11 protein-coding genes, 4 tRNA genes and 2 rRNA genes are annotated in these 12,336 nt (G+C 58.9%); all 17 read left to right on the top strand.

The genetic code is table 11. The annotated features are described in order from the left end of the window. A 23S ribosomal RNA gene (locus ACNFH5_RS12950) occupies nucleotides 1–92 on the top strand; the annotation flags it as partial. A gap of 134 nt (nucleotides 93–226) precedes the next feature. Continuing rightward, a 5S ribosomal RNA gene (rrf, locus tag ACNFH5_RS12945) occupies nucleotides 227–342 on the top strand. A 135-nt stretch (nucleotides 343–477) separates the two neighbouring features. Beyond that, nucleotides 478–1,422, top strand: a complete 945-nt coding sequence (gene birA / locus ACNFH5_RS12940) for a bifunctional biotin--[acetyl-CoA-carboxylase] ligase/biotin operon repressor BirA (protein ID WP_416746430.1) — start codon at nucleotides 478–480, stop codon at nucleotides 1,420–1,422. Further along, nucleotides 1,412–2,161: a pantothenate kinase gene (locus ACNFH5_RS12935; protein WP_416746428.1), complete on the top strand. Its 750-nt coding sequence runs from the start codon at nucleotides 1,412–1,414 to the stop codon at nucleotides 2,159–2,161. Before birA ends, ACNFH5_RS12935 begins: the two co-directional genes overlap by 11 nt. 9 nt (nucleotides 2,162–2,170) lie before the next feature. Next, entirely contained in the window at nucleotides 2,171–2,851 is a 681-nt protein-coding gene (locus ACNFH5_RS12930; RefSeq protein ID WP_416746426.1) for an SPOR domain-containing protein, read from the top strand. 141 nt (nucleotides 2,852–2,992) lie between these two features. Further along, nucleotides 2,993–3,077 (top strand) — tRNA-Tyr (locus ACNFH5_RS12925). Nucleotides 3,078–3,102: 25 nt separating this feature from the next. Next, a tRNA-Gly gene (locus ACNFH5_RS12920) sits at nucleotides 3,103–3,176 on the top strand. A 19-nt stretch (nucleotides 3,177–3,195) separates the two neighbouring features. Continuing rightward, nucleotides 3,196–3,271: transfer RNA gene (locus tag ACNFH5_RS12915), tRNA-Thr, on the top strand. 83 nt (nucleotides 3,272–3,354) lie between these two features. After that, nucleotides 3,355–4,548 (top strand): elongation factor Tu, encoded by a 1,194-nt coding sequence (gene tuf, locus ACNFH5_RS12910; RefSeq protein WP_054910987.1) that lies wholly within the window; start codon nucleotides 3,355–3,357, stop codon nucleotides 4,546–4,548. 53 nt (nucleotides 4,549–4,601) lie between these two features. Then, nucleotides 4,602–4,677, top strand: a tRNA-Trp gene (locus ACNFH5_RS12905). Nucleotides 4,678–4,721: 44 nt separating this feature from the next. Next, nucleotides 4,722–5,090, top strand: a complete 369-nt coding sequence (gene secE, locus ACNFH5_RS12900) for a preprotein translocase subunit SecE (protein ID WP_045217345.1) — start codon at nucleotides 4,722–4,724, stop codon at nucleotides 5,088–5,090. Between the two features lie 9 nt (nucleotides 5,091–5,099). After that, complete coding sequence (gene nusG / locus ACNFH5_RS12895; protein WP_015475310.1) at nucleotides 5,100–5,633, top strand: transcription termination/antitermination protein NusG; 534 nt, start codon at nucleotides 5,100–5,102, stop codon at nucleotides 5,631–5,633. Nucleotides 5,634–5,753: 120 nt separating this feature from the next. After that, entirely contained in the window at nucleotides 5,754–6,185 is a 432-nt protein-coding gene (gene rplK / locus ACNFH5_RS12890) for a 50S ribosomal protein L11 (protein ID WP_024767122.1), read from the top strand. Beyond that, complete coding sequence (rplA, locus tag ACNFH5_RS12885; RefSeq protein WP_015475312.1) at nucleotides 6,185–6,880, top strand: 50S ribosomal protein L1; 696 nt, start codon at nucleotides 6,185–6,187, stop codon at nucleotides 6,878–6,880. Before rplK ends, rplA begins: the two co-directional genes overlap by 1 nt. A gap of 202 nt (nucleotides 6,881–7,082) precedes the next feature. Then, the gene (gene rplJ / locus ACNFH5_RS12880; RefSeq protein ID WP_416746423.1) at nucleotides 7,083–7,583 is read left to right on the top strand and encodes a 50S ribosomal protein L10; all 501 of its coding nucleotides are present in this window, start codon (nucleotides 7,083–7,085) and stop codon (nucleotides 7,581–7,583) included. 76 nt (nucleotides 7,584–7,659) lie between these two features. After that, complete coding sequence (gene rplL / locus ACNFH5_RS12875; protein ID WP_017516430.1) at nucleotides 7,660–8,028, top strand: 50S ribosomal protein L7/L12; 369 nt, start codon at nucleotides 7,660–7,662, stop codon at nucleotides 8,026–8,028. Between the two features lie 223 nt (nucleotides 8,029–8,251). Beyond that, nucleotides 8,252–12,325, top strand: a complete 4,074-nt coding sequence (gene rpoB, locus ACNFH5_RS12870) for a DNA-directed RNA polymerase subunit beta (protein WP_416746420.1) — start codon at nucleotides 8,252–8,254, stop codon at nucleotides 12,323–12,325. The last annotated feature ends 11 nt before the right edge of the window (nucleotides 12,326–12,336 follow it).

The raw sequence follows: 12,336 nt of genomic DNA, 5'->3' as shown, positions 1-12,336 counted from the left end.
GCCGTCGAAGACTACGACGTTGATAGGTCGGGTGTGTAAGCGCTGTGAGGCGTTGAGCTAACCGATACTAATTGCCCGTGAGGCTTGACCATATAACACCCAAACAATTTGTGTGTTGTACGGTGAAGACGTAACGAACCGAAAGTTCGTGTGAACCGCAAATACCTGTCACATACCCGAATCTGGATGAGCGTGTGCATCTGCCACGAGCGTCCATAAAGAATTGCTTGACGACCATAGAGCGTTGGAACCACCTGATCCCATCCCGAACTCAGTAGTGAAACGACGCATCGCCGATGGTAGTGTGGAGTTTCTCCATGTGAGAGTAGGTCATCGTCAAGCTCCTATCCCAAGACCCCTGGTCAGCATCGCTGGCCGGGGGTTTTGCTTTTGCGCGCGGGAAAACTGAGCCAATTGCTGCGTAGGCAATTCAGGCATGCCTCTATATGATGCGTGCCTGACTGTTGCGGGGGTGATATGCAGACCTTGCTGAAATTGCTGAGCGATGGCCGCTTTCATTCTGGAGAGGAGCTGGGTGCTCTGCTCGGAGTAAGTCGCAGCGCCGTCTGGAAACGTCTTGAAGGGTTCGAGCGTGACTACGGAGTGGTCGTGCAGCGCGTGCGCGGCCGTGGTTATCGCCTTGAAGAGCCGTTCAGTATTGTTGCGCCCAGGTCTGATTCCGGTCCATGGCCGCTCGATGTCCTGTTTTCCATCGACTCCACCAATGCCGAGGTGCTGCGGCGCCTCTCCGCCGGAGCCGCGGCGCCCTTCGCTATCCTGGGGGAGCGGCAGACTGCCGGGCGGGGCAGGCGAGGGCGCCAGTGGGAGAGTCCTTTCGGCGCCAACCTCTATTACACCCTGGGTATCGCCGTCCGCGGAGGTGCTCAGGAGCTGGAGGGCTTGAGCCTTGTCGTTGGTCTTGCGGTCGCCAGGGCCATCCAGGCGCTGGGTGTGCAGAGTGTCGGTCTCAAGTGGCCCAACGATGTACTGGTTGGCGGCAAGAAGATTGCTGGCATCCTGCTGGAGCTCACGGGTGATCCCGCCGATATCTGCAGTGTCGCCATTGGCGTCGGAATCAATGTGAACATGCGTAAGGCGGAGGCCATTGACCAGCCCTGGACCTCAATGCGCGAGTCGCTGGGGCGACTGGTTAACCGGAATGAGTTGCTGCAGGCGCTGGAGTCGCAGCTTGCACATGTTCTTTCCCGCCACCGTGAGCGCGGATTTGCCGCCAGCCGCGAAGAGTGGGAATCCCTTCATCTATGGCAGGGGCGGCAGGTCACGTTGTCCACTGCCGCCAATAATATCGTTGGGCTTGCGCTTGGTATCGATGAGAGGGGCGCGCTGCGCCTGCTGGTCGATGGTAAGGAGCAGAGCTACAGCGGAGGCGAGCTGAGTCTGAGGTTGTCGGATGATTCTTGAGTTGGATTGCGGAAATAGCCTGATCAAGTGGCGAGTGGTCAGAAAACACGACCTGGTGACCGTCGCTGGTGGTGTGGCTGACTCCGACCAGGCCCTGCTCGAACAGTTGAAGGCCAGCGAGGTAGTGGATATTCGCTACTGCCGTATGGTCAGTGTGCGCAGTGAGCAGGAGACGGACGGGCTTCGTATCGGTCTGGAGAGCGCATTTTCCATTACGGTGCAGATTGCTTCGCCCGCAATTGAGCTCAGTGGCGTAGTCAACGGCTATCGGGAGTATCAGCGACTTGGTATGGATCGCTGGCTGGCTCTTGTGGCTGGTCATTGCCTCGCCGGTCGTGGTTGCCTGGTGATTGATCTCGGTACCGCGGTGACTTCGGATCTCGTTGATGCCGCCGGCAAGCACCTGGGGGGGTACATTGCGCCCGGTATGCCGCTGATGCGCAGTCAGCTGCGCACGCACACGCGCCGCATACGATATGACGACGAGGCTGCCCACGAGGCATTGCAGAACCTGCTGCCAGGACAGGAAACGTCCGAGGCTGTGGAGCGTGGTTGTGTGTTGATGTTGCGCGGATTCGTTCGTGAGCAGATTGCGCTGGCCAACAAGCTGCTGGGCGAGGATTGTGCTGTCTATCTGACCGGGGGCGATGCCGAGCTCGTCAAGGATGAGTCCGCTCGCGCCGTCGTGCTTCCGGACCTGGTGTTTCTCGGCCTGGCGCTCGCCTGTCCGATCGAGTGAGTCTGATCGATGCGTTGGTTCTTCCTTTTCCTGCTTGCTCTTAACGTCTTCTATTTCGTCTGGCATCAACAGCAGGCGCCATTGCGTCCCAAGGAGATTACGCCGCTGAGTTTGTTCCACAGCGAGCAGAAGAATATCCGCCTGCTCAGTGAGTCAGCCGAGGCGCCAAAGCGCCGGCAGGCAGAAGAGAGACCAGCGACTGCCCCTGCGTCCGCTTGCGTGTACCTGGGGAGCTTTCCGGCTGAAGATCGTGCTCGGCAATTGGTTCAGCGCTTGCTGAGCCTGGATGTCCAGGCTTCGGTGCAGTCAGTGGATGCCACGGCTGGCGTCGATTACTGGGTGTATCTGCCGCCTCTGGCGTCGCGCCAGGCTTCGCTGTGGCAGCTTCGCGAGCTACAGGCGCGCAAGATCGATAGCTATATCATCACTGAGGGCGACCTGACTGACGGAATATCCCTGGGGATCTTCCAGCGCAAGGATTCCGCTGACAGTGTCGTGGAGCGTCTGAAGTCCGCTGGTTACGATGCTCTGGTGCGCGAGCTGGCTCGTTCGCAGCATGATTATTGGGCGCAGATAACCGCGGAAAGCGGGCGTCTGGTGGACGATGCCCTGGTGCGCCAATTGGCTCCGGATTTCCCTGAACTGCAAAAACAAACAATGCCGTGCAAAAACGTTGCAAGCCCTCAATAGTTTGAATAGAATGGCGCCCGCTTCACAGGGGCGACCTGAAAAGGTCAAGCACTGGAAGCCGTTGTCGAAGAGCTAAGCTCAAGTTTTTTAAAGAAAAACAGTTGACAACGCGGTGGCAGGCTGTAGAATGCCGCCTCACTCGGAGGGGTTCCCGAGCGGCCAAAGGGATCAGACTGTAAATCTGACGTCTCAGACTTCGAAGGTTCGAATCCTTCCCCCTCCACCAGTTTCAAGCGTGAGCTGCAAGCTCCGCGGGTATAGTTCAGTGGTAGAACCTCAGCCTTCCAAGCTGATGATGCGGGTTCGATTCCCGCTACCCGCTCCAAGTTTGTTGCTTATGTCTTGCTCATGTAGCTCAGCTGGTAGAGCACACCCTTGGTAAGGGTGAGGTCAGCGGTTCAAATCCGCTCATGAGCTCCATCTCGCAAAGGCAGATATGAAAATATCTGCCTTTGTTTTAATGGTGACGTGACTTTCTCAAATCCTTACGGGAGGCGGTCAAGATGGCTAAAGAAAAGTTTGAGCGTAACAAGCCGCACGTAAACGTCGGCACCATCGGTCACGTTGACCACGGCAAAACCACTCTGACCGCTGCTCTGACCAAGGTCTGCTCCGAGACCTGGGGTGGCTCCGCTCGCGCTTTCGACCAGATCGACAACGCGCCGGAAGAGAAGGCTCGTGGTATCACCATCAACACCTCTCACGTTGAATACGACTCGCCGGTACGTCACTACGCTCACGTAGACTGCCCGGGCCACGCCGACTACGTGAAGAACATGATCACCGGTGCTGCCCAGATGGACGGCGCGATCCTGGTTTGCTCGGCTGCTGACGGCCCCATGCCGCAGACCCGCGAGCACATCCTGCTGTCCCGCCAGGTAGGCGTTCCTTACATCGTCGTGTTCCTGAACAAGGCCGACATGGTTGACGACGCCGAGTTGCTGGAACTGGTCGAAATGGAAGTTCGCGATCTGCTGAACACCTACGACTTCCCGGGCGACGACACTCCGATCGTGATCGGTTCCGCTCTGATGGCCCTGAACGGCCAGGACGACAACGAGATGGGCGTTTCCGCCGTGCGCAAGCTGGTAGAAACCCTGGACTCGTACATCCCCGAGCCCGAGCGCGCCATCGACAAGCCGTTCCTGATGCCGATCGAGGACGTATTCTCGATCTCTGGTCGTGGCACCGTGGTAACTGGCCGTGTTGAGCGTGGCATCGTCAAGATCCAGGAAGAAGTGGAAATCGTCGGTATCAAGGCGACCACCAAAACTACCTGCACCGGCGTTGAAATGTTCCGCAAGCTGCTCGACGAAGGTCGTGCTGGTGAGAACGTTGGCGTCCTGCTGCGTGGCACCAAGCGTGAAGACGTAGAGCGTGGCCAGGTTCTGGCCAAGCCGGGCACCATCAAGCCGCACACCAAGTTCGAGTGCGAAGTGTACGTGCTGTCCAAAGAAGAAGGTGGTCGTCACACCCCGTTCTTCAAAGGCTACCGTCCGCAGTTCTACTTCCGTACCACCGACGTAACCGGCAACTGCGAACTGCCGGAAGGCGTTGAAATGGTAATGCCGGGCGACAACGTGAAAATGGTTGTTACCCTGATCGCTCCGATCGCCATGGAAGATGGTCTGCGCTTCGCGATTCGCGAAGGCGGCCGTACCGTTGGCGCCGGCGTGGTTGCCAAGATCATCGAATAATCGATTGATCTTTCCCTCTCGGGCCGGCATAATGGTCGGCCTGACTTTGTTCTAGGCCAGTAGCTCAATTGGCAGAGCGGCGGTCTCCAAAACCGCAGGTTGGGGGTTCGATTCCCTCCTGGCCTGCCAGATTTTTCAAGATCTGGCACTTCTTTAAACGGGATTCCTAGCAGATGAATGCGAAGGTAGAAGCCAAAGAGTCGCGTCTTGATCTCTTGAAGTGGCTTGTGGTTGCAGTGCTGGTGGTGGTGGCTGTGGTTGCCAACCAGTATTACTCCGCGCAACCGATCTTCTATCGCGTTCTCGGTATCCTCGTGATGGCGGCTGTCGCGGGTTTCGTCTCGCTGCAGACCGTCAAGGGGCGTGCATTCTTTACTCTTGCTAAGGAAGCGCGCGCCGAGATTCGCAAGGTTGTATGGCCGTCTCGTCAAGAGACAACTCAGACCACGCTGATCGTAGTGGCAGTAGTGCTTGTAATGGCGCTGGTGCTCTGGGGGCTCGACTCCCTGCTAGGTTGGCTGGTTTCCATGATCGTAGGTTAAGGGTGTTCCGTGGCTAAGCGTTGGTACGTTGTGCATGCCTACTCGGGTTACGAGAAGCATGTCATGCGCTCGCTGATCGAGCGGGTCAAACTGGCCGGCATGGAAGATGGGTTTGGTGAGATTCTCGTCCCCACCGAAGAAGTTGTGGAGATGCGGAACGGCCAGAAGCGCAAGAGTGAGCGCAAATTCTTCCCGGGTTATGTCCTGGTGCAGATGGAAATGAACGAGGGTACTTGGCACCTGGTCAAGGACACTCCTCGCGTCATGGGCTTCATTGGTGGTACTGCCGATAAGCCGGCACCGATCACCGACAAGGAAGCTGATGCCATTCTGCGTCGTGTTGCCGATAGCGGCGACAAGCCGAAGCCGAAGACTCTGTTTGAGCCGGGTGAGACCGTTCGTGTCATCGATGGTCCGTTCGCTGATTTCAACGGTGTCGTCGAAGAAGTTAACTACGAAAAGAGCCGCATCCAGGTCGCTGTGCTCATTTTCGGTCGCTCTACTCCGGTAGAGCTGGAGTTCAGCCAGGTAGAGAAAGTTTAACTGGCACACTGAATCCCACACCCCGCAGCCCTAGGCTGCGGGGTTTTGTCGTCCTTGGGATAAAACGCGAAAGCAACCGGGGAGCCCGACAGGGCGCTTGACCCGCATTTGGAGTAGCAAATGGCTAAGAAAATCACGGCTTACATCAAGCTGCAAGTTAAGGCCGGCCAGGCCAACCCGTCGCCGCCCGTTGGCCCGGCTCTGGGTCAGCACGGCGTGAACATCATGGAATTCTGCAAGGCGTTCAACGCCAAGACCCAAGGCCAAGAGCCGGGTCTGCCGACTCCTGTGATCATCACCGTTTACAGCGACCGTAGCTTCACCTTCGAAACCAAGAGCACCCCCGCTGCCGTCCTGCTGAAAAAAGCAGCTGGCATCACCAGCGGTTCCGCTCGTCCGAACTCTCAGAAAGTCGGCACCGTTACCCGTGCTCAGCTGGAAGAGATCGCCAAGGCCAAGCAGGCTGACCTCACCGCTGCTGACCTGGACGCTGCCGTACGCACCATTGCTGGCTCCGCGCGCAGCATGGGCCTGAACGTGGAGGGTGTGTAATGGCTAAGCTGACCAAGCGTCAAAAGGCTATCGCCGAGAAAATCGAAGCGGGCAAGCAATACGGCTTCGAAGATGCCGCCAAGCTGCTGGCCGAGCTGTCGACCATCAAGTTCAAGGAGTCCGTGGACATCGCCATCAATCTGGGCGTAGATCCGCGTAAATCCGACCAGGTCGTACGTGGCGCCACCGTTCTGCCGAACGGTACCGGCAAATCCGTACGCGTTGCCGTCTTCACCCAGGGTCCTGGTGTTGAAGCTGCCCTGGCTGCTGGTGCAGACAAGGTTGGCATGGACGAGCTGGCTGCCGAAATGAAGGCCGGTGACCTGAACTATGACGTCGTCATCGCTTCCCCGGACGCCATGCGTGTTGTTGGCCAGCTGGGCCAGGTACTGGGCCCGCGCGGTCTGATGCCGAACCCGAAAGTCGGCACCGTGACTCCGGATGTCGCTACCGCCGTCAAGAACGCCAAAGCCGGTCAGGTGCGTTTCCGTACCGACAAGAACGGCATCATCCACGCTTCCGTTGGCAAGATCGACTTCGAGCCGGTCAAGCTGAAGCAGAACGTGGAAGCGCTGCTGAGCGATCTGAAGCGTCTGAAGCCGTCCTCCTCGAAGGGCGTGTACGTTCAGCGCGTCACCCTGAGCACCACCATGGGCCCGGGTCTGCAGATCGATCAGGCTTCGCTGGAAGGCTGATGAACTAAGTCGAGCAGTGGGTTCGCCCACTGCTCGCAGGTATTGGGGTCCCTGCCTGGCGGGGGCTATCCAAGACCGTAGGCGGCGCAAGCCTTAAACCTCAAGCCTACGCAGATGGTGCTCCCGATTCGTTTACCGAATCAGACACCAAAACGCCGTCCGGCTCCGGCTGGACGAATCGGTAACATCCAGGAGTAAACCCGTGGCAATTAAACTCGAAGACAAGAAGGCCATCGTCGCTGAAGTCAACGAGGCTGCCAAAGCCGGTCTGTCCGCTGTCGTGGTTGATGCACGCGGCGTGACTGTCGGCGCAATGACCGGACTCCGTAAAGAGGCCCGCGCAGCTGGTGTGTACGTGAAAGTCGTACGTAACACCCTGCTCAAGCGCGCCGTTGAAGGCACTCAGTTTGAAGTGCTCAACGACGTGTTCAAGGGCCCGACCCTGATTGCTTTCTCCAACGAACATCCGGGCGCTGCCGCTCGTATCTTCAAGGAGTTTGCCAAGGGTCAGGACAAGTTCGAGATCAAGGCGGCCGCGTTCGAGGGTCAGTTCCTCGCAGCCAATCAGATCGACGTGCTGGCGACCCTGCCGACCTACAACGAAGCTGTTGCACAGCTGATGAGCGTGATCCAAGGCGCTACCAGCAAGCTGGCTCGTACTCTGGCGGCAATTCGCGATCAGAAAGAAGCAGCTGCAGCCTAAGGCTCGGCATCTCCTTTCAACCTTTTTTGTTTAATTCGATGGCCTTAGGCCGTCACCCAATACAGGAATTAGAGTCATGGCTCTGACCAACGAAGACATCATCTCCGCCGTATCCGAAATGTCCGTCATGCAGATCGTTGAACTGATCAAGGCGATGGAAGAGAAGTTCGGCGTTACCGCTGCTGCCGCTACCGTTGCTGCTGCTGGCCCGGCTGCTGCCGCTGCTGAAGAGCAAACCGAGTTCACCATCGTCCTGGCCGAAGCTGGCGACAAGAAAGTGAACGTGATCAAGGTCGTTCGTGAACTGACCGGTCTGGGCCTGAAAGAAGCCAAGGCTGTCGTTGACGGCGCCCCGGGCGTGGTCAAGGAAGGCGCTTCGAAAGAAGAAGCCGAAGCTGCCAAGAAAGCCCTGGAAGAAGCAGGCGCCAAGGTCGAGCTCAAGTAAGTTCGTACCTTGCGTCGACAGCCCGAGCGTTAAGCGACAGGCTGATGGCTGGTGGCAATTGCCACCGGCCTTTTTCCGTTATGGGTGGGGTGCCGTAGGTGCCCCCCATAACGTGAAAATCCCGCCACGCGTGGCGGCGCAAACCTAGGGTTTGCACGATTTTTGGGCTGCTCCCCTGTGCGGGAGAGGCCAAACAAGCAGGTGACCAAGCTGGGGAACGCTGATGGCTTACTCATACACTGAGAAAAAACGTATCCGCAAGGACTTTAGCAAGTTGCCGGACGTCATGGATGTGCCGTATTTGCTGGCCATCCAGCTGGATTCCTATCGCGAATTCCTGCAGGCGGGTGCAAGCAAGGACCAGGTCCGAGATATCGGCCTGCATGCGGCCTTCAAGTCCGTCTTCCCGATTATCAGCTATTCCGGCAATGCTGCCCTGGAATACGTCGGCTACCGTCTCGGTGAGCCGGCCTTCGATGTCAAGGAATGCGTGCTGCGCGGTGTGACCTTTGCGGTCCCGCTGCGTGTGAAAGTGCGCCTGATCATTTTCGACAAAGAATCGTCGAACAAAGCGATCAAGGACATCAAGGAACAAGAAGTCTACATGGGGGAAATCCCCCTGATGACCGAGAACGGTACCTTCATCATCAACGGTACCGAGCGCGTCATCGTTTCCCAGCTGCACCGCTCCCCGGGTGTGTTCTTCGACCACGACCGTGGCAAGACCCACAGTTCCGGCAAGCTGCTGTACTCCGCTCGCATCATTCCTTACCGCGGCTCCTGGCTCGATTTCGAGTTCGATCCGAAGGACTGCGTGTTCGTTCGTATCGACCGTCGCCGCAAACTGCCGGCTTCCGTCCTGCTGCGCGCGCTGAACTACAGCACCGAGGAAATCCTCAACGCGTTCTATGACACCAACGTCTACGAGATCAAGGGCGAGACCCTGAATCTGGAGCTGGTGCCGTCGCGTCTGCGTGGCGAGATCGCCAGCTTCGATATCAAGGATGCTGCCGGCAAGGTCATCGTTGAAGCGGGCCGCCGTATCACCGCGCGCCACATCAACCAGCTCGAGAAGGCCGGCATCAGCCAGCTGGAAGTGCCGTTCGACTACCTGATTGGCCGTACCGTGGCCAAGGCTGTCGTGCACCCGGCTACCGGCGAGATCATCGCCGAGTGCAACACCGAGCTGACCGTCGATGCCCTGGCGAAGATTGCCAAGGCCCAGGTTGCGCGTCTGGAAACCCTGTACACCAACGACATCGACTGCGGTCCGTTCATCTCCGACACGCTGAAGATCGATTCCACCAGCAACCAACTGGAAGCGCTGGTCGAGATCTATCGCATGATGCGTCCCGGTGAGCCGCCGACCAAGGAAGCTGCCGAGACCCTGTTCGGCAACCTGTTCTTCAGCGCTGAGCGTTACGACCTGTCCGCCGTCGGCCGCATGAAGTTCAACCGTCGTATCGGTCGTACCGAGATCGAAGGCGCTGGCGTCCTGAGCAAGGAAGACATCGTCGAGGTTCTCAAGACCCTGGTTGCCATCCGTAACGGTAAAGGCATCGTCGACGACATCGACCACCTGGGTAACCGTCGCGTCCGTTGCGTCGGCGAGATGGCCGAGAACCAGTTCCGTGTTGGCCTGGTGCGTGTAGAGCGCGCGGTCAAGGAACGTCTGTCGATGGCCGAAAGCGAAGGCCTGATGCCGCAGGACCTGATCAACGCCAAGCCGGTGGCTGCCGCGATCAAGGAGTTCTTCGGTTCCAGCCAGCTGTCGCAGTTCATGGACCAGAACAACCCGCTCTCCGAGATTACCCACAAGCGCCGCGTCTCCGCACTCGGCCCGGGTGGTCTGACCCGTGAGCGCGCGGGCTTCGAGGTTCGTGACGTACACCCGACTCACTACGGTCGCGTGTGCCCGATCGAAACCCCTGAAGGTCCGAACATCGGTCTGATCAACTCCCTGGCTACCTACGCCCGCACCAACAAGTACGGCTTCCTGGAAAGCCCGTACCGCGTGGTGAAGGAAGGTCTGGTCAGCGACGACATCGTCTTCCTGTCCGCGATCGAAGAAGCTGACCATGTCATCGCTCAGGCGTCCGCGACCCTGAACGAAAAAGGCCAACTGATCGACGAACTGGTCGCCGTACGTCACCTGAACGAGTTCACCGTGAAGGCGCCGGAAGACGTCACCCTCATGGACGTTTCGCCGAAGCAGGTCGTTTCCGTCGCTGCCTCGCTGATTCCGTTCCTCGAGCACGACGACGCCAACCGTGCACTCATGGGTTCGAACATGCAGCGTCAGGCTGTACCGACCCTGCGCGCCGACAAGCCGCTGGTAGGTACCGGCATGGAGCGCAACGTCGCCCGTGACTCCGGCGTCTGCGTGGTTGCCCGTCGCGGCGGCGTGATCGACTCGGTCGATGCCAGCCGTATCGTGGTTCGCGTGAACGACGACGAAGTCGAGACTGGCGAAGCCGGTGTCGACATCTACAACCTGACCAAATACACCCGTTCCAACCAGAACACCTGCATCAACCAGCGTCCGCTGGTGCAGAAGGGTGATCAGGTTTCGCGCAGCGACATCCTGGCCGACGGCCCGTCCACCGACATGGGTGAACTGGCTCTGGGTCAGAACATGCGCGTAGCGTTCATGCCCTGGAACGGCTTCAACTTCGAAGACTCCATCTGCCTGTCCGAGCGCGTGGTCCAGGAAGATCGTTTCACCACGATCCACATCCAGGAACTGACCTGCGTTGCCCGTGACACCAAGCTCGGCCCAGAAGAAATCACCGCGGACATCCCGAACGTGGGTGAGGCTGCGCTGAACAAGCTGGACGAAGCGGGCATCGTCTACGTCGGCGCCGAAGTACAGGCCGGCGACATCCTGGTCGGCAAGGTCACCCCGAAAGGCGAGACCCAGCTGACTCCGGAAGAGAAGCTGCTGCGCGCGATCTTCGGTGAGAAGGCGTCCGACGTGAAGGACACCTCCCTGCGTGTGCCGACCGGCACCAAGGGCACCGTCATCGACGTACAGGTCTTCACCCGTGATGGCGTAGAGCGCGACAGCCGTGCCCTGTCCATCGAGAAGATGCAGCTGGACGAGATCCGCAAGGATCTGAACGAAGAGTTCCGCATCGTCGAAGGCGCAACCTTCGAGCGTCTGCGTTCCGCTCTGGTCGGTGCCAAGGCCGACGGCGGTCCTGCCCTGAAGAAAGGCGCAGAGATCACCGATGAGTACCTGGACGGCCTCGAGCGCGGCCAGTGGTTCAAGCTGCGCATGGCGGAAGATGCTCTGAACGAGCAGCTGGAGAAGGCCCAGGCCTACATCAGCGACCGCCGTCAGATGCTGGACGACAAGTTCGAAGACAAGAAGCGCAAGCTGCAGCAGGGCGACGACCTGGCTCCGGGCGTACTGAAGATCGTCAAGGTCTACCTCGCTATCAAGCGCCGCATCCAGCCGGGCGACAAGATGGCAGGCCGCCACGGTAACAAGGGTGTGGTCTCGGTGATCATGCCGGTCGAAGACATGCCGCATGACGTGCATGGCACTCCGGTCGACATCGTTCTGAACCCGCTGGGCGTACCGTCGCGTATGAACGTCGGCCAGATTCTCGAAACCCACCTGGGCCTCGCGGCCAAGGGTCTGGGCGAGAAGATCAACCGCATGCTCGAAGAGCAGCGCAAGATCGCCGAGCTGCGTGTGTTCCTGAACGAGATCTACAACGAAATCGGCGGCCGCCAGGAAAGCCTGGACGAGCTGAACGATAACGAGATCCTCGCTCTGGCCAACAACCTCAAGGGCGGCGTGCCCATGGCGACCCCGGTGTTCGACGGTGCCAAGGAGCGCGAGATCAAGGCCATGCTGAAGCTGGCCGATCTGCCGGAGAGCGGTCAGATGCGTCTGTTCGATGGCCGCACCGGCAACCAGTTCGAGCGTACGACCACTGTTGGTTACATGTACATGCTCAAGCTGAACCACCTGGTCGATGACAAGATGCACGCACGTTCCACCGGCTCCTACAGCCTGGTTACCCAGCAGCCGCTGGGTGGTAAGGCGCAGTTCGGTGGCCAGCGTTTCGGGGAGATGGAGGTCTGGGCGCTGGAAGCCTACGGTGCCGCCTACACCCTGCAGGAAATGCTGACCGTGAAGTCGGACGACGTGAACGGCCGTACCAAGATGTACAAGAACATCGTGGACGGGGATCACCGCATGGAGGCCGGCATGCCCGAGTCCTTCAACGTGTTGATCAAAGAGATCCGCTCGCTCGGCATCGATATCGAACTGGAAACCGAATAACACGTGACGTC

This window comes from Pseudomonas sp. NY15435, from assembly GCF_048068295.1.
Classification (GTDB): Bacteria; Pseudomonadota; Gammaproteobacteria; order Pseudomonadales; family Pseudomonadaceae; genus Pseudomonas.
Note: the sequence above shows the minus strand (reverse complement) of the source record. Positions and strands in the feature narration are given on the sequence as shown.

What these genes read in the sequence shown, in the direction of transcription:
- rplK (WP_024767122.1), top strand. Translation starts at nt 5,754, where the DNA reads ATGGCTAAGAAAATCACGGCTTACATCAAGCTGCAAGTTAAGGCCGGC.
- secE (WP_045217345.1), top strand. Translation starts at nt 4,722, where the DNA reads ATGAATGCGAAGGTAGAAGCCAAAGAGTCGCGTCTTGATCTCTTGAAG.
- rplL (WP_017516430.1), top strand. Translation starts at nt 7,660, where the DNA reads ATGGCTCTGACCAACGAAGACATCATCTCCGCCGTATCCGAAATGTCC.
- birA (WP_416746430.1), top strand. Translation starts at nt 478, where the DNA reads ATGCAGACCTTGCTGAAATTGCTGAGCGATGGCCGCTTTCATTCTGGA.
- ACNFH5_RS12930 (WP_416746426.1), top strand. Translation starts at nt 2,171, where the DNA reads ATGCGTTGGTTCTTCCTTTTCCTGCTTGCTCTTAACGTCTTCTATTTC.
- rpoB (WP_416746420.1), top strand. Translation starts at nt 8,252, where the DNA reads ATGGCTTACTCATACACTGAGAAAAAACGTATCCGCAAGGACTTTAGC.
- rplA (WP_015475312.1), top strand. Translation starts at nt 6,185, where the DNA reads ATGGCTAAGCTGACCAAGCGTCAAAAGGCTATCGCCGAGAAAATCGAA.
- tuf (WP_054910987.1), top strand. Translation starts at nt 3,355, where the DNA reads ATGGCTAAAGAAAAGTTTGAGCGTAACAAGCCGCACGTAAACGTCGGC.
- ACNFH5_RS12935 (WP_416746428.1), top strand. Translation starts at nt 1,412, where the DNA reads ATGATTCTTGAGTTGGATTGCGGAAATAGCCTGATCAAGTGGCGAGTG.